General features: G+C 69.3%; 18 protein-coding genes and 1 riboswitch. Of the genes, 7 read left to right on the top strand and 11 right to left on the bottom strand.

Features of this window, described 5'->3' with window-relative positions; translation table 11 throughout:
• Nucleotides 1–25: 25 nt before the first annotated feature.
• Nucleotides 26–655 carry a 5-formyltetrahydrofolate cyclo-ligase gene (locus O4H32_RS02965; RefSeq protein ID WP_269356540.1) on the top strand — a complete coding sequence of 210 codons (630 nt, stop codon included), beginning with the start codon at nucleotides 26–28 and terminating at the stop codon, nucleotides 653–655.
• Nucleotides 656–670: 15 nt separating this feature from the next.
• On the opposite strand, the gene metF is transcribed toward O4H32_RS02965, so the two are convergent.
• From metF to O4H32_RS02935, 6 genes are all read right to left on the bottom strand, one after another.
• Nucleotides 671–1,516: a methylenetetrahydrofolate reductase [NAD(P)H] gene (gene metF / locus O4H32_RS02960; protein WP_269356538.1), complete on the bottom strand. Its 846-nt coding sequence runs from the start codon at nucleotides 1,514–1,516 to the stop codon at nucleotides 671–673.
• Complete coding sequence (locus tag O4H32_RS02955) at nucleotides 1,513–1,851, bottom strand: phage holin family protein (RefSeq protein WP_269356961.1); 339 nt, start codon at nucleotides 1,849–1,851, stop codon at nucleotides 1,513–1,515. The genes metF and O4H32_RS02955 overlap by 4 nt, the downstream gene beginning before the upstream one ends.
• A gap of 10 nt (nucleotides 1,852–1,861) precedes the next feature.
• Nucleotides 1,862–3,268 (bottom strand): adenosylhomocysteinase, encoded by a 1,407-nt coding sequence (ahcY, locus tag O4H32_RS02950; RefSeq protein ID WP_269356536.1) that lies wholly within the window; start codon nucleotides 3,266–3,268, stop codon nucleotides 1,862–1,864.
• A gap of 65 nt (nucleotides 3,269–3,333) precedes the next feature.
• Nucleotides 3,334–3,431: riboswitch (S-adenosyl-L-homocysteine riboswitch) on the bottom strand.
• A gap of 32 nt (nucleotides 3,432–3,463) precedes the next feature.
• Nucleotides 3,464–4,912, bottom strand: coding sequence for an efflux transporter outer membrane subunit (locus tag O4H32_RS02945; RefSeq protein ID WP_269356534.1), 1,449 nt, complete (start codon nucleotides 4,910–4,912; stop codon nucleotides 3,464–3,466).
• The gene (locus O4H32_RS02940; protein WP_269356532.1) at nucleotides 4,909–8,043 is read right to left on the bottom strand and encodes an efflux RND transporter permease subunit; all 3,135 of its coding nucleotides are present in this window, start codon (nucleotides 8,041–8,043) and stop codon (nucleotides 4,909–4,911) included. The genes O4H32_RS02945 and O4H32_RS02940 overlap by 4 nt, the downstream gene beginning before the upstream one ends.
• Nucleotides 8,040–9,173, bottom strand: a complete 1,134-nt coding sequence (locus O4H32_RS02935; RefSeq protein WP_269356530.1) for an efflux RND transporter periplasmic adaptor subunit — start codon at nucleotides 9,171–9,173, stop codon at nucleotides 8,040–8,042. Before O4H32_RS02935 ends, O4H32_RS02940 begins: the two co-directional genes overlap by 4 nt.
• A 186-nt stretch (nucleotides 9,174–9,359) precedes the next feature.
• On the opposite strand from O4H32_RS02935, the gene O4H32_RS02930 reads away from it, so the two are divergent.
• The gene (locus O4H32_RS02930; RefSeq protein WP_269356528.1) at nucleotides 9,360–9,992 is read left to right on the top strand and encodes a TetR/AcrR family transcriptional regulator; all 633 of its coding nucleotides are present in this window, start codon (nucleotides 9,360–9,362) and stop codon (nucleotides 9,990–9,992) included.
• A 19-nt stretch (nucleotides 9,993–10,011) separates the two neighbouring features.
• Here O4H32_RS02930 and metK read toward each other — a convergent pair whose 3' ends face one another.
• Nucleotides 10,012–11,175, bottom strand: coding sequence for a methionine adenosyltransferase (gene metK, locus O4H32_RS02925; protein WP_269356527.1), 1,164 nt, complete (start codon nucleotides 11,173–11,175; stop codon nucleotides 10,012–10,014).
• 290 nt (nucleotides 11,176–11,465) lie between these two features.
• Here metK and O4H32_RS02920 point away from each other — a divergent pair, with 290 nt between their 5' ends.
• The 5 genes from O4H32_RS02920 to O4H32_RS02900 are packed head-to-tail and all read left to right on the top strand — an operon-like array spanning nucleotide 11,466 to nucleotide 15,967.
• Nucleotides 11,466–12,344, top strand: coding sequence for a lysophospholipid acyltransferase family protein (locus O4H32_RS02920; protein ID WP_269356525.1), 879 nt, complete (start codon nucleotides 11,466–11,468; stop codon nucleotides 12,342–12,344).
• A gap of 38 nt (nucleotides 12,345–12,382) precedes the next feature.
• Nucleotides 12,383–13,273, top strand: coding sequence for a lysophospholipid acyltransferase family protein (locus O4H32_RS02915; protein WP_269356523.1), 891 nt, complete (start codon nucleotides 12,383–12,385; stop codon nucleotides 13,271–13,273).
• Nucleotides 13,274–13,332: 59 nt separating this feature from the next.
• On the top strand, nucleotides 13,333–14,226 hold the full coding sequence (gene dapF / locus O4H32_RS02910) for a diaminopimelate epimerase (protein WP_269356521.1): 894 nt from the start codon (nucleotides 13,333–13,335) through the stop codon (nucleotides 14,224–14,226).
• A 12-nt stretch (nucleotides 14,227–14,238) separates the two neighbouring features.
• Nucleotides 14,239–14,919 (top strand): DUF484 family protein, encoded by a 681-nt coding sequence (locus O4H32_RS02905; protein ID WP_269356519.1) that lies wholly within the window; start codon nucleotides 14,239–14,241, stop codon nucleotides 14,917–14,919.
• 22 nt (nucleotides 14,920–14,941) lie between these two features.
• Nucleotides 14,942–15,967, top strand: coding sequence for a tyrosine recombinase XerC (locus O4H32_RS02900; protein WP_269356517.1), 1,026 nt, complete (start codon nucleotides 14,942–14,944; stop codon nucleotides 15,965–15,967).
• A gap of 16 nt (nucleotides 15,968–15,983) precedes the next feature.
• Here O4H32_RS02900 and O4H32_RS02895 read toward each other — a convergent pair whose 3' ends face one another.
• From O4H32_RS02895 to O4H32_RS02880, 4 genes are read right to left on the bottom strand one after another with little or no spacing between them, the layout of a single operon-like run.
• The gene (locus O4H32_RS02895) at nucleotides 15,984–16,991 is read right to left on the bottom strand and encodes a metal ABC transporter solute-binding protein, Zn/Mn family (protein WP_269356515.1); all 1,008 of its coding nucleotides are present in this window, start codon (nucleotides 16,989–16,991) and stop codon (nucleotides 15,984–15,986) included.
• Entirely contained in the window at nucleotides 16,988–17,893 is a 906-nt protein-coding gene (locus O4H32_RS02890; protein ID WP_269356512.1) for a metal ABC transporter permease, read from the bottom strand. Before O4H32_RS02890 ends, O4H32_RS02895 begins: the two co-directional genes overlap by 4 nt.
• Nucleotides 17,893–18,618: a metal ABC transporter ATP-binding protein gene (locus O4H32_RS02885; protein ID WP_269356510.1), complete on the bottom strand. Its 726-nt coding sequence runs from the start codon at nucleotides 18,616–18,618 to the stop codon at nucleotides 17,893–17,895. The genes O4H32_RS02890 and O4H32_RS02885 overlap by 1 nt, the downstream gene beginning before the upstream one ends.
• Nucleotides 18,609–18,752 carry a hypothetical protein gene (locus O4H32_RS02880; RefSeq protein ID WP_269356508.1) on the bottom strand — a complete coding sequence of 48 codons (144 nt, stop codon included), beginning with the start codon at nucleotides 18,750–18,752 and terminating at the stop codon, nucleotides 18,609–18,611. Before O4H32_RS02880 ends, O4H32_RS02885 begins: the two co-directional genes overlap by 10 nt.
• Nucleotides 18,753–18,773 lie beyond the last annotated feature (21 nt).

Below are 18,773 nucleotides of genomic sequence, written 5' to 3'. Positions count from 1 at the left end.
AGAAACCCCGCGAGCCAGTCACCACATGAATCAGAACACACAGGATAACGCAGCCGCCCTGCGGGCGCGACTCAAGCAGCGCCGCGCCGAGATCCCACCCCAGGATCGCGACCGGGGCGCGCTGCTGATCCGCGGCCGCCTGTACACCTGGCTGGCGACCAACCGCACCCGCTTGCGGGAATCGGACCGCCCCGACGTCCGACGCATCGCCGCGTTCTGGTCCATGGCCGACGAGCCCGCCTTGCAGGCCCTGCTGGGCCAATGGGCGCAGGACGAGACCCTGGAGGTCTCGCTGCCGGTCGTCGCCTCGGCAGGCGAACCGTTGCGTTTCCACGCCTGGACCCCGGACACCCCGATGCGTCCCGGGGCCTACGGCATCCTGGAACCCGAAGGTCCGGAAGCGCCGCCCCCCGACATCGTGCTGGTGCCCACGCTGGGCTATACGCGCCAGGGCGACCGCCTGGGTTACGGCGGCGGCTACTACGACCGCACCCTGGCCGCGCTGAAGGCATCCGGCCACGCATTCACGGCGGTCGGCATCGCCTGGGCCTGCGGCGACCTCAGCGGCGAGCCCTACGCCCCCGCCGCGCACGATGTCCGGCTGGACACGATCCTGACCGACAAGGGCTGGGCCGTGCCTGCGCCGGAACTCTAGGCAACCGCCCGGCGTTCAGGCGTCGAGCCCCAGATTGGCGCAGATCTGCGCCACCGCGTCGGCGTTGTTCAAGGTGTAGAAATGCGCACCCGGCGCGCCCTGCTCCAGCAGGCGCGCGGTCAGCCGCGTGACCACATCGATGCCGAACGCGCGGATGGATGCCTTGTCGTCGCCGAAATCCTGCAGCCGCAGCCGCATCCAGCGCGGGATTTCCGCCCCGCACATGGACGAGAAGCGCGCCAGCTGGATGTAGTTGGTCACCGGCATGATGCCCGGCGTGATCGGGATGTCCACCCCTTGCGCCCGCGCCCGGTCGACGAAATCGAAATAGGCGTCGGGATTGAAGAAATACTGGGTGATCGCCCCGTCGGCGCCGGCCCGGACTTTGTCCACGAAATGCCGCAGGTCGGACGTCGCGCTTTCGGCCTGGGGGTGCATTTCGGGATAAGCGGCGACCTCGATCAGGAAATGATCGCCGTAGTGCTCGCGCACGAAGCGCACCAGATCGACAGCGTGATGCAGTTCGCCCGTGTCGCCGCCCATGCCCGAGGGCAGATCGCCGCGCAACGCGACCAGGCGGCGGATACCGCGCGCCCGGTAATCATCCAGGATGGCGCGCAGGTCGGCGCGCGTGGCGCCGATGCAGGACAGGTGCGGCGCCACATCGACGCCCAGGTTCTGCAGCATCCCCACGGTGTCGGCCGTGCCCGTGCGGGTGGAGCCGCCCGCGCCGAAGGTCACGCTGACGTAGGCCGGCCGCAAAGCGGCCAGCCGCTTGGCCGACCGCACCAGGCGTTCCTGGGCGGCGATGTCGCGCGGCGGAAAGAATTCCAGGCTGATGGTGGGTGTGGCGGCGATCATGAAGCCAGCAACCCCGCCAAGGCCGTGGACACGAGGCTGTAGACGATCGCGCCGATCACCGCCCACCAGAAGCCGTCCACCTGGAAGCCCTTCAGGATCGATCCCGCGAACCAGAATACCAGGGCGTTGAGCACCAGCAGGAACAGGCCCAGGGTGACGATGGTCAGCGGCAACGTCAGCAGAATCAACAGCGGCTTGATCACCGTATTGAGCAGCCCCAGCACGAGCGCGGCGATCAGGGCCGAGCCGAACGAAGCCACGGTGATGCCGGGCAGGATGTAGGCCACGACCAGCAGGGCCACGGCGTTCAGGATCCAGACAAGCAGCAGCATGATGGGATGCTCCTCAATAACGGTAGTGATCCGGCTTGAACGGGCCCGCAGCCGGCACGCCGATGTAGTCGGCCTGCTTCTGCGACAGCGTCGTCAGGCGCACGCCGAGCTTCTTCAGGTGCAGACGGGCGACCTTTTCGTCCAGGTGCTTGGGCAGCACGTAGACCTGGCCGGTCTTGTACTGATCGCCGCGCGTGAACAGTTCGATCTGGGCGATGGTCTGGTTGGTGAAGGACGCCGACATCACGAAGGACGGATGGCCCGTGGCGCAGCCCAGGTTCACCAGACGGCCCTTGGCCAGCAGGATGACGCGCTTGCCGTCCGGGAAAATGATGTGATCGACCTGGGGCTTGATTTCCTCCCATTGCAGGTCTTCCACGGCGGCGACGTTGATTTCGCTGTCGAAGTGGCCGATGTTGCAGACGATGGCCTGGTCCTTCATGCGGTACAGGTGGTCGCGGTCGATGACGTGGTAATTGCCGGTGGCGGTGACGAAGATGTCCGCCTGCTCGACCACGTCCGCGTCGCTCAGGTCCACCACGCGATAGCCTTCCATCGAGGCCTGCAGGGCGCAGATCGGATCCACTTCCGTGACCCAGACCTGGGCGCGCAGGGCGGCCAGCGCCTGGGCGCAGCCCTTGCCCACATCGCCGAAACCGCACACGATGGCGATCTTGCCGGCGACCATCACGTCGGTGGCGCGCTTGATGCCATCCACCAGGGATTCGCGGCAGCCGTACAGATTGTCGAACTTGGACTTGGTGACCGAGTCATTGACGTTGATGGCGGGGATCTTCAATTCGCCGCGCTGGGACATCTGGTACAGGCGGTGCACGCCGGTGGTGGTTTCCTCGGTCACGCCCTTGATCTGCGCCAGGCGGGTCGAATACCACTTCGGATCACGGGCCAGCTGCGCCTTGATGGCGGCGAACAGCACGCGCTCTTCTTCGTTGGTCGGGCTGGCGATCACGGAGGCGTCTTTCTCGGCTGTGGCGCCCAGGTGCAGCAGCAGCGTGGCATCGCCGCCGTCGTCCAGGATCATGTTGGCCTGCTCGCCCTGCCAGTCGAAGATGCGGTGCGTGTACTGCCAGTAATCCTCCAGGGATTCGCCCTTGACGGCGAACACCGGGGTGCCGCTCGCTGCGATGGCGGCGGCGGCGTGATCCTGGGTGGAGAAGATGTTGCACGAAGCCCAGCGGACTTCCGCGCCCAGAGCAGTCAGGGTTTCGATCAGCACCGCCGTCTGGATGGTCATGTGCAGGCTGCCGGCGATGCGCGCGCCTTTGAGGGGTTGCGAGGCGGCGAATTCTTCCCGGGTGGCCATCAGGCCGGGCATTTCGGTTTCGGCGATGGCGATTTCGCGACGGCCCCAGTCGGCCAGGGCGATATCGGCGATGACGTAGTCGTGTGCAGTGCTCATGGTGGTCCTGTAAGAGCCTGCGCGCGGGGGCGGAAACGATTGCGCCCACCCCCGCCCGCGCAGGGCAAAGATGGGCGCCGTTCATGAAGAAGGTTCCTGAGCCTGGCGATCCGCATGCGCGCCCGGGGCGGGCGGCGGGACCGGTGCAGCGCCCCTCAGGAAAAGGGTGACATTATACCGTGGACCGGCGCCGGCCTACGCGGCCTCCGGCGCGCCCAGGGCGTGAAACAGACGCGCGGCATCCAGCAGCCGCTGTGCGCGCACATCCAGAGCGTCCAGCGCCGTCAGGTCGGCCTGACGATCGGCCGCCCGGGCCGCCGCCGGCGGCACCGCGCCCAGAGCGGCGCGCCGCGCGGCATCGGCGGCCGCCGCCCGGGCCGCGCTGGCGGCGGCCTCTCCGGCGGCTTGCGCCGCGCCGCCCTGTTCCAGCGAGGCCAACGCGTCGGCCACTTCTCGGAAAGCGGCCAGCACCGTGCTCCGGTAATCGTCCTGCGCCGCTGCATGAGCCTGCAGGCTGGCGCGATGCCGGGCCTGCAGCGCGCCGCCGTGGAACAGCGGCGCCGTCAGGCCGCCCGCCAGGCTCCACAAGGCGCCTGCGGGCGACAGTGCCGACGGCCAGTCGTAACCCCCGCGCCCCATGGCCGCCGTCAGGGTCAGGCTCGGCAAACGGTCTGCGCTGGCCGCTCCCGCATCGTGGGCGGCCGCGCGCAGGGCGGCCGCAGCCGCCTGGACGTCGGGCCGCGCCGCCAGCAGCGCGGCCGGCACCAGGACGGGAATCTGCGCGGGCAGGGTCAGGCGCTCGAACGCGATCGCCTCGGGCGCCTGGTCGGGCGTGCGGCCCAACAGCACGGCCAGCGCATGCCGGATCGACAACGCCTGGGCCTGCAGGCCGGGAATCTGCGCCGCCACGGCTTCGGCCTGGCGGCGCGCGTCCAGGACGGCGGCGCGCGGCGCGGCGCCCAGGGCTTGCCGGCGGACGGCCTCGACCTCGTCGCGCCGCAATCCGGCCGCCACGGAAGCCAGGATATCCAGTCGGGCCTGCAGCGCGGACAGGGTCAGCGCGCCAGACACCACGTTCGCCGCCAGCGCTTCCCGGGCGGCGCGCCACTGGGCCGATTGCTGCTCTACCCGATCGGCCAGGGCGCGATTGCGCTCGCGGATCGAACCGAACAGGTCGAAGGTATAGCGGGCCTGGGCCTGGCCGACGAAGGTATCGTAAGTCGAAGTGCGGGGCAGCTCGGGAAAAGGCGGCGGCAGCGTCAACGGCAGGCCCAGCGCGCGCTGACGCGCCGCCTGGGCGCCCAGGTCGATCGAAGGCAGCGTTGTCGCTCCGGTCTGCGCCCGCAGTACTTCACGGGCCGCCTCCAGGCGCTGCCGGGCGGCGGCCAGATCGGGATTGGCCGCCCAGGCTTCCGTCACCAGCGCATCCAGTTCGGGCACGCCGAACCGGATCCACCAGGCCGCCGCCGGCACATGCGCCACCACCAGTTCCGGGCCCGTCGCCGATGCACCGCCGTCCGGCGGCGGGCTGGCGGCGTACCGTGCAGGCTCGGGCATGGCCGGCGCCTGGCCGGAAGGCCCCAGCGCGCAGCCCGCCAGGCCCAGACCCAGAACAGCCGCCCCGGTGATCCGCCATCCGTTCATCGCATTTCCTCCGGCATGGAGTCCCTCTCCGCACCCGGCGGTTCACCCTCGTCCCGGACGCGGAACATCAGCGCATACAAGGGCGGCAGCACGAAAACCGTCAAAACGGTGGCGCTGGTGATGCCCCCCATCAGGGCGGTCGCCATCGGCCCGAAGAAATCACTGCGCAGCAACGGGATCAATGCCAGTACGGCCGCCGCCGCCGTCAACACGATGGGGCGGAAACGCCGCACGGTCGCGTCCACGATGGCGTCGATGCGGCGGTGCCCGGCGGCGATGTCCTGCTCGATCTGGTCCACCAGGATGACCGAGTTGCGCATGATGATGCCGAACATGGCGATCACGCCCAGCAAGGCGACGAACCCGAAAGGCTTGCCAAAGAGCAGCAGCGCCAGGACAACGCCGATCAAACCCAGCGGGGCGGTCAGGATGACCAGCACCACCCGCGAAAAGCGCTGCAGCTGGATCATCAGCAGCGTCAGCACCGTCACGATCAGGATCGGCACCTCGGCGCCGATCGACGCCTGCGCCTTGGTGCTGTTTTCCACCGCGCCCCCCACCTCGATGCGGTAGCCCACCGGCAGGCCGGCGCGGATGTCCGCAAGCCGCGCATCCACGGCCCGGGTCAGGTCGATCCCTTCCACGCCCGGCGCCACCTCGGCCCTCACCGTGATCGTGGGCTGCCGGTCGCGCTCCCAGATGATGGCGTGCTCCAGCCCGTCCCGCATCCCGCCCAGCGCCTCCAGGGGCACGGGGCCCCGGGGTGACGGCAAGGACAGCTGCGCCAGCGCTTCGGGGCCGCCGCGCTCGGATTCGGGGGCGCGCAGGTCGATACGGATCAGGCGGTCGCCTTCCCGGTATTGGGACACGGGCCGGCCCGACAAGGTCATGGCGAGGAAATCCGCAATATCGCGCGAGCTGATGCCCAGCCGCTGCGCGGCCTGCTGATCGACCTCGAAACGCGACGCGCGAGCCGAGGGCTCGTCCCAGTCGAACTGCGTGTTGCGCGCGCGGGGATCGGCGCGCAGCACCGCAGCCACGGCTTCCGCCGCCTGGCGCACACGCGGCACGTCGTCGCCGCTGACGCGGAATTGGACCGGATAGCCGACCGGAGGCCCCGATTCCAGACGCGACACCCGCCCCCGCACGGCCGGGAAAGCCGCCGCCAGCGTCGACTCCAGCCAACTCTTGAGCACTTCCCGGTCTTCGATGGATTTGGCCGTCACGACATACTGGGTGAAATTCGGCGAGGGCAACTGCTGGTCCAGCGGCAGATAGAAGCGCGGCGCGCCGGTGCCGACGAAGCCGGCCACGCGCGCCACCTCGGGGCGGTCCTTCAACAAGGCCTCCAGGCGCTTCGCCTGCGCCAACGTCGCCTCGAACGAGGCGCTTTCACGCAGACGCATATCCACCAGCAGTTCCGGGCGGGCGGAATCGGGGAAGAACTGCTGCGGCACCAGCCGGAAACCTGCCAGTGCGACGACGAACAGCACCAGCGTCGTCACAACGACGACGGCACGGCGGCGCACGCAGGCATGCAGCCAGCGCCGCAGCCGGCGGTAGAAGGACGAATCATAAAGATCCCGTACCGGACCGTCCGTCGGCGTGGGATGCGCATGCGGACGCAACAAGGCGTGGCCCAGCAGCGGAATCAGGATCACGGCGGCCAGCCAGGACACCAGCAGCGAGATCGCCGACACCTGGAAGATCGAACGCGTGTATTCCCCCGTGTTGGAGCGCGCCAGGGCGATTGGCAGGAAACCCGCGACCGTCACCAGCGTGCCCGTCAGCATGGGAAAGGCCGTGCTGGTGTAGGCAAAAGCGGCAGCACTGAGTCGATCCCAGCCCTGTTCGAGCTTTACGGCCATCATCTCGACGGCGATGATGGCATCGTCCACCAGCAGACCCAGCGACAGAATCAGGGTCCCCAGGGACACCTTGTGCAGTCCGATCCCCATCCAGCCCATGAGCAGCGCCGTCAGCGCCAGCACCACCGGAATCGAGATGACGACCACCAGGCCGGTGCGCAACCCCAGCGACACCAGGCTGACCAGCAGCACGATGGCCACGGCTTCGCCCACGGCGCGCAGAAACTCATCGACCGAGGCCGTCACGGCATCGGGCATGCTGGCGACTTCCTCCAGCGCAAGGCCCGTCGGCAGCCGCGCTTGCAGGCCGTTCACCGCATCCCGCAGCGCCCGCCCCAGATCCACCACATCGTGCCCTTCGGCGGCGGTCACACCAATGCCCAGCACTGGCTGGCCGCCACGCCGCATCTGCGTGGACGGCGGCTGCGCCGCACCGCGCCGGATCTCGGCGATGTCTCCCAGGCGCACCAGCCGGTCGTCGACGGGGATCAGTGTGTCGGCCAGGTCGTCCAGGCTGTGGAATTGCCCCGTGGGGCGCACGTACAACCGATCGGACGCGGTCGAGGCCACGCCGGGATCGGCCACGGCGTTGCGCGCGGCGATCGCCTGCCCGATCCGCGCAGGCGTCAGCCCTGATCGGGCCATCACGGCATTGGGGATACGGACCTCGATGCGCTCCTCCTGGTCGCCGAAATAGTCGACCTTGGCCACCCCCGGCACTCGCAAAAGCACCGTGCGGAGGATGTCGGCCTGCTCGCGCAGTTGCGCCGGCGTATAGCCATCGCCCGCCAGCGCATAGATGTTGGTGTAGACGTCGCCGAATTCATCGTTGAAGAAAGGTCCGACCACCCCGGCCGGCAACTCGGCGGCCATATCGCCGACCTTCTTGCGCACCTGGTACCACTCCTCGGGCACCTGGTCGGCCGCGGCGGCCTCGCTCATGAAATAGAAGATGGTCGACTGCCCCGGCCGCGAATAGCTGGTGGTGTAGTCGCGGTGCGGCATTTCCTGGAGCTTGCGCTCGATCCGGTCGGTGACCTGCGCGCGCACCTGCTCCGCCGTGGCACCGGGCCACAGGGTCTGGACCACCATGACGCGGAAAGTGAAAGGCGGGTCTTCGGACTGCGCCAGGCGCAGGCCGGCAATCGCACCAGCCACCACCATGACGGCGATCAGGTAGATCACCAGGGAACGATGCAGGATCGCCCAGCGCGAAAGGTTGAACCCCCCGGCCTCTACCCTGGATCCAGGCAGCCCGCTCACCGGCCGTCCCCGCCCGGCGCAGCGGCACGCGGCTGGTAGGGCACGGCTTCGACCCGTTGGCCTTCGGACACGGTGTGCACACCCTGGGCGAGCACGATTTGCCCGGGCGCGATGCCGGCTGCAAGCGTCACGGTATCGGTGCCGTAGGCGGCGACTTCGACCGCCCGCAAGGTCAGCGCACCCTGGGCATCCAGCACCCAGACCGCCGGCCGATCCCCCTGGTGGAACAACACCGTGGCGGGCAGAGTGTAGCGGGCCTCGGCTACTGCGGGGGCATGGAAACGGACCGTGGCCGTCATGCCGAGGCGCAACGCCGGGTCGGGGGCGTCGAGACGCAGTTTCACACGGAAGCCGAGGCTCGCCGGATCGGCGGCACGGGCAATTTCCCGCACGCGGGCGGTCAGGCGCACGTCCGGCCGCGCCACCGGTTCGACCTCGGCCGCCTGGCCCGGTTCGATCCCCGCCACCCGCCGCTCGGGCAGATCGACGACCACCTCCAGGCCGTCGCCCCAGGCCAGTGTGTAGACGGGCTGGCCGGCCGCGACGTTCTGGCCCGCCGCCGCCTGCTCGGCGACGATCACGCCATCATGCCCGGCCATCAGTCGCGTGTATGCCATCTGGTCGCGCGCGTGCGCCAGAGCCTGGCTGGCCTGCTCGAACTCGGCGCGCGCCTGGGCCCATTGCCCGCGCGTCTGCTCGGCCTGGGCCTGTGCGATCAATCCTTCGCTGCCCTGCGCCCGATCCCGCCGCCATTGCCGTTCCGCCACGTCCCGTACCACACGCGCGGCCTCGTACCGGGCCTGGGCCGAGGCCAGGTTCTGGTGCCAGGGCGCCGGATCCAGTTCCGCCAGCACCTGCCCGGCGCGCACAGCCTCGCCCAACCCCGCATGGCGCCGCACGATCAGGCCGGCCTGGCGAAACGACACCGGCGTGGATTCGGGCGCGGCAATCACGCCAGGCGCGGTCCAGGCGACGGCGTGCGCATCGGGCTGGATTTCCACCGTCGGCGCCGGGCGCGGCGGCGGCTCGGCCGGCTCGCGGGCGCCGCAGGCGGCCAGCGCAACGCAGGCGGCCATCAGGGCGGCCGACCGGAGCGAACGATACGACGGGCGGACAAGCGTGTCTTTCATGGGCGTCCCAGCGAGCGGCAGACGAAAGGCCAGGCCCCGTCCCGCGAGGGTGATGGCCTGTGTGTCGGGGAGGAGTTTATTTCAATGCATAGATGGATTCAAATACATTTATGAATCTTTATGAACGGCGCACCGCCGAGCCACGCATGCACGCGCTGCCCGGTTTGTTCCTACAATTTGGACATCATGAAGACAAGAATCCGCCTGACCCGCGAGCAGAGTCGAGAGCAGACCCGCCAGCGATTGCTGGACGCCACGCACGCTCTGTTCGCCACCCAAGGCTTCTCCGCCACCAGCGTCGAGCAAATCGCCCTGGAGGCCGGCTATACCCGGGGCGCCTTTTATTCCAATTTCCAGGACAAGGCGGATATTTTCCTCGCGCTGCTGCGGCGCGAGCATGAGCGCATCATGGGGGAATTCCAGGCCTTGCTGGACGAGCCGGCGTCCGAGGCAGAGGGCCCGCCGCCGCAGGACTTGCTGGAGGCCCGGCTGCTGGCGCACTACGCCCGGATGCACCAGGATTCCCAATTGCTGGCACTCATGCTGGAAGCCCGGCTGCATGCCGCACGAGACGCCGACTTCGCCCCCCATTTCCGCCGTTTCCGGGAAGACCTGCTGGATGCGGTGGGGCGCTACGCCCAGGCCTTCTCCCAACGCGCCGGACTGACGCTCTCCATGAGCCCGGAAGATCTCGCGTTCGGGTTCGTGGCCTTGTGCGACGGTTGCGCCCTGCACCGGCTGGCCGACAGCCGGCCGGGCGACGAGGATACCGAACGGGTCCTGCGCGCCTTCATGAAGCGCATGGTGTTCGAGCCCTGAGTCCGGTGCAATACCGAACTCAGGCCGCGGCCTTCAGGGCCTGGACCTTGTCGGTGGCTTCCCAGCTGAATTCCGGCTCGCTGCGGCCGAAATGGCCGTAGGCGGCGGACTTGGAATAGATGGGACGCAGCAGGTCCAGCATGTTGATGATGCCCTTGGGACGCAGGTCGAAGTGTTCACGCACCAGGCGCGCGATCTGATCGTCGGGGATCACGCCCGTGCCTTCGGTGTAGACCGTGATGTTGATCGGCTCGGCCACGCCGATCGCATAGCTGACCTGCACCTGGCACTGGCGGGCCAGGCCGGCGGCGACGATGTTCTTGGCCACGTAGCGCGCGGCGTAGGCGGCGGAGCGATCGACCTTGGACGGATCCTTGCCGGAGAACGCGCCGCCGCCATGCGGGCAGGCGCCGCCATAGGTGTCGACGATGATCTTGCGGCCCGTCAGGCCGCAATCGCCCTGCGGGCCGCCGATGACGAATTTCCCGGTGGGATTGATGAGGAACCGGGTCTTGTCCGTCAGCAGGCCATCGGCGAAGACCGGGCGGATGATGTGCTCGATGGCGGCATCGCGGATGTCGGCCTGCGAGATGTCGGGATGGTGCTGGGTGGACAGCACCACGGTGTCGACCTCGGCCGGCTTGCCATCGACGTAGCGGAAGGTGACCTGGGATTTCGCGTCCGGACGCAGCCAGGGCAGGCGGCCGTCCTTGCGCAATTCGGCCTGGCGCTGCACGATGCGGTGCGAATACCAGATCGGCGCGGGCATCAGGTCGGGGGTTTCGTCGCAGGCGTAGCCGAACATCAGGCCCTGGTCGCCCGCGCCCTGGTTGAGGATTTCCTCCGGCGTGCGGTCCACGCCCTGGGCAATGTCGGGAGATTGCTTGTCGTAGGCGACCAGCACCGCACAACCCTTGTAGTCGATGCCGTAATCGGTGTTGTCGTAGCCGATGCGGCGGATCGTGTCGCGGGCGACCTGGATGTAGTCGACGTTGGCGCGCGAGGTGATTTCACCCGCCAGCACGACCAGACCGGTGTTGCAGAGGGTTTCGGCGGCGACGCGGGAATTCGGGTCCTGCTCGAGCAGGGCGTCGAGGATGGCGTCGGAGATCTGGTCGGCGACCTTGTCGGGGTGGCCTTCGGAGACGGATTCGGAAGTAAAGAGAAAATCGTTGTTTGCCACAGCGATGCGTCCTGTAGAAACGCCGGGTCCGCCGGCGCGAGGTTGAACGAAACGCGTTGCACCTCTTCAGGATATCGGGGCGCGACGCTTTAGCGGAAATAGGCCCGGACGGATCGGACCGCCGGGTGATCGCTCCGCAAGTTGTCGGTTAACTCAGCGATCCCGTTCATTTTAAGCGAAAATGGCGGTTGTCCCAAAGAAAGCTTATGCCCCAGTGTGGCGTTTGCACGATGCGCGCATCCGCGCGGACCGCGCGCCGCGCCGGGGGCCGACCGCCCGCCCGATCCTCCATGCCGCTGTTCATCGTCCGTCTGCTGGCCGCGCTGCCCCTGTCCTGGCTTCAGGCCGCAGGCCGGTTGTTCGGCACGGCCATCTACCTGTTCCCGGGCCGCTACCGCCGCCGCCTGCGGGCCAACGCCGCGCAGGCCGGCTATGCGGACCCGGCCTTCGCGCGCCGCGCGGCAGCCGAATCCGGCGCCATGATCCTGGAGATTCCCAAAGTCTGGTGGCGCACCCCGCAGTGCCTGGCGCGCACGCACAGCGACCAGGAATCCGTGGTGCGCGAGGCCCTGGCCGAGGGCCGGGGTGTGCTGTATCTGACGCCCCACCTGGGCTGCTTCGAGATCACCGCCCGCCACCTGACGCAATACGGGCCGCTGACGGTGATGTTCCGCCCTTCGCGCAGCCCGCTGCTGGACCCCATCGTCGAATCCGCGCGCGACATGCGCAACCTGCGCGCCGTGCCGGCCAACCGCCACGGGGTGCGCGAATTCGTGCGCGCCCTCAAGCGCGGCGAGGCCGTGGGCATGCTGCCCGACCAGGTGCCGCGCGAGGGCGACGGCGTGTGGCTGCCTTTCTTCGGCCGCCATGCCCTGACCATGACCCTGGCCGCGCGCCTGGCCCTGCAGACAGGCGTCGCCGTGATCCTGACCGCCGGCGAACGCCTGCCGGGCGGGCGCGGCTGGCGCATCCATTACCTGCGTCTGCCCGAGCCGCTGCCCGGCACACCGGAAGCTCTGGCCGCCGCCATCAACCAGGCGATGGAAACCCTGATCCGGCGTTTCCCGGAACAATATCTGTGGAGCTACAACCGCTACAAGGAACCGGGCGACGCTCCGCCCCCGCCCCGTCCCGACGAGCCGGCGCCGGCGCCCCATGAACCGAACTGAACGCACGGGCGCCGCCCCCTTTTCCCGATTTCCCGACCATGGCCTTCGATAAGAAACCCCTGCTGCGCGCCGTCCTGGGCCATTTCGGCCGCTGCTCCACCCGCGTGCGGCTGCGCTGGGGGCGTGTCCTGGGGTGGCTAACGCCGCGTCTGCTGCGCTCGCGCGCCCACATCGTCAGGGTGAACCTGGAACGTTGCTTTCCCGATCTGCCCCCGGCCGACCGGGACGCCCTGGCGCGCCGCCATTTCCGCCTGTTGGCCCAGTCCTTCGTGGACCGGGGCCTGTGCTGGTTCGGCACGCCCGAACGCATCACGGACACGGTGGAACTGCGCGGCGAACACCATCTGCAGGCGCTGCTGGACCAGGGCCGCCGCATCCTGATGTTCGCGCCGCACTTCATCGCCCTGGACGCCGCCGCCACGCGCCTGACCCTGTTCCTGAAAGAATCGGCCACGCTGTATACGCGCCAGAGCGATGCCGATGTGGACGAGATCGTGCGGCTGGGGCGCGGGCGCTTCAACCAGGTCCATCTGGTCAGCCGCCATGACGGCGTGCGCGGCCTGATCAGGCATCTGCGCAAGGGCATCCCCGTGTACTACCTGCCGGACATGGATTTCGGCCGCCAGGGCAGCGCCTTCGTCCCCTTCTTCGGTGTGCCCGCCGCCACCCTGCTGTCGGCCGCGCAGATCGCCGCATCCTGGGACGCCGTGGTGGTGCCGGTCATCAGCCGCCTGGACCCGGACACGGGCCGCTACCGGGTGGACATCGGCCCGCCCGTGGAAAACTTCCCCGGCGACGATGGCCCCGAGGCCGCCACCGCCCGCCTGAACGCCCTGATCGAGGCCGAGGTCCGCCGTGACCCGGCCCAATACTACTGGGTGCACCGGCGCTTCAAGACAAGACCGGAGGGGGAGCCCGGATTCTACTGAAGCTGAGCGCGCGGAGATGGAGCACGCGCAAGCATGGCCTGAGCACTCGAACGCCGCTTTTGCGGGATAATGCACCGATGATCTGGAATTTCACCAAAATGCACGGCGCGGGCAACGATTTCGTCGTTCTGGACGGCGTGCGCCAGTCCATCGACCTGACGCCCGCCCGCGCCCGGGCCCTGGCCGACCGCCATTTCGGCATCGGTGCCGATCAGATCCTGCTGGTCGAAGAACCCCTGCACCCGGACGCGGACTTCCGCTACCGGATCTTCAACGCCGATGGCGGCGAGGTCGAGCACTGCGGCAACGGCGCGCGTTGCTTCGTGCGCTTCGTGCACGAACAGGGCCTGTCGCGGCGCAACCCGCTGCGCGCCGAAATCGCCACCGGACTGATCGTGCTGCACGAGGCCGACGATGGCCGGGTCAGCGTGGACATGGGCCGCACCGCCTTCACGCCCGAGGCCGTCGCATTCGACCCCGCCGGCCTGGACACCCGCGCCTGCGGCCAGGACACGCTTTACCGGCTGGACATCCCGCCGGAAACCGGCGAGGCCTGGTGCTCGCTGGTAGCGATCTCCAACCCGCACGCCGTCATCCAGGTCGATGACGTCAACACCCATCCCGTCGGCCGCATCGGACCGGCGATCGAATCCCATCGCCGCTTCGCCCATCGCGTCAACGCCGGCTTCATGCAGGTGATCGACCGCCACCACATCCGGCTGCGGGTCTACGAGCGCGGGGCCGGCGAGACCCTGGCATGCGGGACCGGCGCCTGCGCCGCCGCCGTCGCCGGCATCCGGCGCGGCCTGCTCGACAGCCCGGTGCGTGTCGATACGCGCGGCGGCATGCTGCGGATCGAATGGGACGGCGAAACCCTGCGCATGCAGGGTCCGGCGACCACGGTTTTTCATGGCAGGATCGACATCGACGCCCTGACCGCGCCCCTTGACTGACGGAAAGCCCACATGACGCAGGATGCCTTCACCGCCCGGGATGTGGCGGACTATCTCAGCCGCAACCCCGATTTCTTCGAGGCGCACGCCGACGTCTTCGCCTCGCTGAACGTGCCCCATCCCCACCAGGCCCGCGCGATCTCTCTGGGGGAGCGACAGATCCTGACGCTGCGCGCGCGCGTCAAGGAACACGAACATCGGCTGATGCAACTGCTGCACACCGCCGGCGGCAACGAACGCATCAACCAGGCGCTCATGCAATGGTGCGCGCGCATGCTGGCCGAGCCCGACGCCGGGCGTATTCCGGCCCACATCATCCGCAGCCTGTCGGACCAGTTCGATCTGAGCGCCATCGCGCTGCGGGTCTGGGACCTGCCCGCGCTGGAGGACAGCGAATTCGCCCAGGACGTCGACGCCGGCATCCGCGCCTACGCCGACAGCCTGGCGCAGCCCTATTGCGGCCCTCGCAAGGACCAGGAACCCGCCCGCTGGCTGGCGTCCGAACCCGCTTCGCTGGCGATCCTGCCCCTGCGCACGCTGAACGGCGCCACGGCGGTCGGGCTGTTGGTCCTGGGATCGGATGATGCCGGGCGGTTCACGCCGGACATGGGCACGGCCTTCCTGTCGCTGATCGCCTCCCTGGCGGGCGCGGCCCTGGGGCGGCTGGCCCGACCGGCGCCCGAAGCGGCCTGAGGCCGTCCGCGCGGACCAGGCCATGAACGCGCGACCCGGAACCCGGCGTCCGCACCCGGCGGCGCAGCCTTCGGATGCGCCGGCCGGCGACGGCGCGCCGGACGACGCCCTCGCCGAGGCCTGGCTGTCGGAGCTCGGCGCGCAGCAACGCTATTCCGGCCATACGATCGCCGCCTACCGCCGCGACCTGCGGGCGCTGCGGCGATGCTTTCCCGGCCAGCCACTGGACACGCTGGGCGAAGTCCAGATCCGCCAGGCCCTGGGGCGGCTGCACGCGGCCGGACTGCAGCCCCGCAGCCTGGCGCGCGCCCTGGCCGCCTGGCGCGGGTATTACGAATGGCGCGCCCCCGCCGCCGGACTGACGCGCAACCCCGCCCACGGCGTGCGCGCGCCCCGGATCCCGCACAGCCTGCCCAAGGCCCTGTCCGTCGACCAGGCCCAGGCCCTGCTGGACCGCAGCCACCTGCCGCCCGCCGAAACACCCGTCGAACGACGGGACATGGCCATGTTCGAGATCCTGTATTCCGGCGGCCTGCGGCTGTCGGAACTGGTCGGCCTGGACTGGCGCCCGATACGCTCGCCAGGCCACGTTTCGCACAGCTGGATCCAGGCCGACGAGGGCGAGGCGGTCGTCCGGGGCAAGGGCGGCAAGACCCGCATCGTGCCGTTGGGCCGCCAGGCGCTCGCCGCCCTGGAAGCCTGGCTGGAAGTCCGCGACGGGCTGCTGAGCCCCCGGTCCGACGAAGACGCCCGGGCCGCGCTGTTTCTGGGTGAGCGCGGCCAGCGCATCGGCCCGCGCGTCGTTCAGTTGCGTCTGCAGGCCCTGGCGCAGCGCGTCGGCCTGCCGCTGCACGTGCATCCTCACAGCCTGCGGCACAGCTTTGCCAGCCACCTGCTGCAATCCGCCCAGGACTTGCGGGCCGTCCAGGAACTGCTGGGACACGCCAATATCTCCACGACGCAGATCTACACCCGGCTGGATTTCCAGCACCTGGCCGCCAGCTACGACCAGGCCCATCCCCGGGCGCGGCGCAAGACCGGGGACTGATCCGCGCGGGTTCGCGCTATTGCGCCTCGAAAGCCTGCAGCAATTGCGTCGTGTTCCAGCGGAACATGCCCAGGTAGGTCGAGGCCTCGTGCCCCGGCAGGTCCAGCGTGTCCGCGTACAGGACGCCGCCCGGCCGCACGCCGGTCTCGGCCGCGACTTGCCGCAGGGCGCGCGTGTTGCCGCCCTGCTCCAGAAAGATCGCGCGGACGTGGTGAGAACGGATCCGCGCCACCAGGTCCGCCATGGCGCGCGCCGAAGGCTCCGCCTCGCTGGACAGGCCGACCACCGACAGCACCTCGATCCCGTAGGCCGCGCCGAAATAGCCGAAGGCATCGTGCGAAGTCGCCAGCACACGCCGGTCGGCGGGGATGGCATCCAGCTTCCGGCGCCATTGGGCATCGGCTTGGCGCAACTTGCGCACGTAGGCTTCCGCCCGCGCCTGGTAGGCGGAAGCATGGGCCGGGTCGGCGTCGGACAGCCCGCGGGCGATATTGCGCGCATAAATCACGCCATTGGCCAGATCCTGCCAAGCATGGGGATCGACGCCGCCATGGTCGTGATCGTGGCCCGCGTGGTCATGCCCGTGGTCATCATGCCCGTCGTGCGCATGCGCGTGCGCCCCCCCGTGCGCCTCGTCCCCGTCGCCCAGGCGCCGGGGCTTCACGCCCCGCGAGGCCTCGATCGTGCGCCCCTTGAAACCGGCCGCCTCGACCAGGCGATGCATCCAGGACTCGAACCCCAGGCCGTTGACCACCAGCACCCGGGCTCCGCCCAGGGCGCGTGCATCCTTTGGCGTCGGTTCGAAGGTATGGGCGTCGCGCATCGGCCCGACGAGCACGTCCAGCCGGACATCGTCCCCGCCCACCTCGCGCACGATGTCGCCCAGGATCGAGAACGAGGCCACCACGGGCAGGCGCGGATCGTTCGCCGCGCCTCCGTCCCGGACCGCCTGCGCACCCGCCGCCACGCTCAGCAGGGCGCATGCGGCCCCCGCCAGCCAGGCGCCAAATCGATGGTGTTTCATGAGTTTCCTTCCTTCATGGATTGCAATAACCGGGCGCGGCGCGCCCGTGCTTCGCGCCGGGCCAGCAGGATGCCGCCATGCGGCCCGAGTGCGACCGACACGAAATGGATGACGCCAGCCGCCAGGATGATGGCCGGCGAGGCCGGCACGTCCGCGTAATAGGACACCAGCAGGCCCGCATAGGACGCCAGGGCGCCCAACGCGGCGGCCAGCACCATCTGGGCGCCCACCGGGCGCGCCCAGAACCGGGCGGCCGTCGCGGGCAGCATCATGATGCCCACCACCATCAGGGTCCCCAGCACCTGGAAACCCGCCACCAGGTTCAGCACCAGCAGCAGCAGGAAACCGATGTGCGCCCAGGCGCCCGCGCGGCCCTCGGCGCGCAGGAAGCCCGGGTCCAGGCACTCCACCGCCAGCACGCGCAGCAAGGCCGCCAGGGACAGCAGCGTCGCGCTGCTGACGATCGTGACCAGGATCAGGGCCGCATCGCTCAAGCCCAGGACCGTGCCGAACAGCACGTGGATCAGATCCATGTTGGTGCCCCTCAGGGACACCAGCAGCACCCCCAGGCCCAGGGAAACCAGGTAGAAAGCCGCGAAACTGGCATCCTCGCGCAGGGGCGTCATCCGCGACACCAGACCGGCCAGCACGGCCACCGCCACGCCAGTGGCCAATCCGCCGAGCGTCATGGCCGTCATGGACAGGCCCGCCGTCAGGAAGCCGACCGCCACCCCCGGCAGGATGGCATGGGCCATGGCGTCGCCCATCAGGCTGAGGCGGCGCAGCACCAGGAACACCCCCAGCGGCCCGGCGGCGAAAGCCAGCGCCAGGGCGCCCGCCAGGGCGCGGCGCATGAAGCCGTACTCGATGAAGGGCTGCGCCAGCAGGCTCCAGAGATCCATCAGACGCCCCCCCCGGCGCACAGATGGCGGGCCAGATGCAGATTGGACGCACACAGCACCTGGCCGCTGTCGCCCCAGCCCACGACCTGTCCCGCCAGCAGCAGGGTCTGCGGAAAATAGGCGCGCACCATGTCCAGATCATGCAGCACGGCGATCAAGGTGCGCCCTTCGCCATGCCAACGATGCAGCAAGGCCAGCAGATCCTCGGTCGTGGCCCGGTCCACGGCGGCGAAAGGTTCGTCCAGCAGGATCACCCGCGCGTCGCGCAACATCAGCCGCGCGAACAGCGCACGCTGCCGCTGTCCGCCGGACAGCGTGTCCACGGGCTGGCGGCCCAGACCGGCCAGACCCACGGCGCGCAAGGCGGCCTCGACGGCGTCCCGTCCCGCATCGTCCAGGCCGCGCCAGGCGCCCAGCCGATGCCAGGCGCCCATGGCCACCAGATCGAACGTACTGATGGGAAAACCAAGATCCAGCTCGGCGGACTGCGGCAGGCAGGCGAGGTCGTCCGCGAACTCCGGGTCGATGCGGATGCGTCCCCGGATGGGGCTCAGGCGGCCCGCCATGGCCTTGATCAAGGTGGACTTCCCGGCGCCATTGGGCCCGACCACCGCCGTCATCGATCCCCGAGGGAACACGCCGCTGGCGTCCCGCACCGCGACCCGGTCACGCCAGCCCAGCCAGACCTGCTGCAGCTCGATGGCGGGTGCCGGACTCACCACCATTGGAGCGCCCACCCTGTCAGCAACCAAAGGAACGCCACGGCCAGCGCGGCGCGGCGCATGCGCCGGCCGGCCGACAGCAACAGGGAAGAGCCGCGATAGCGGCCCGGTCTGGAAAAAGGAGAAGGAAAGGACATGATGATCCGCGATCTGCATCG

The organism is Castellaniella denitrificans (assembly GCF_027214045.1).
GTDB lineage: Bacteria > Pseudomonadota > Gammaproteobacteria > Burkholderiales > Burkholderiaceae_B > Castellaniella > Castellaniella denitrificans_A.
Note: the sequence above shows the minus strand (reverse complement) of the source record. Positions and strands in the feature narration are given on the sequence as shown.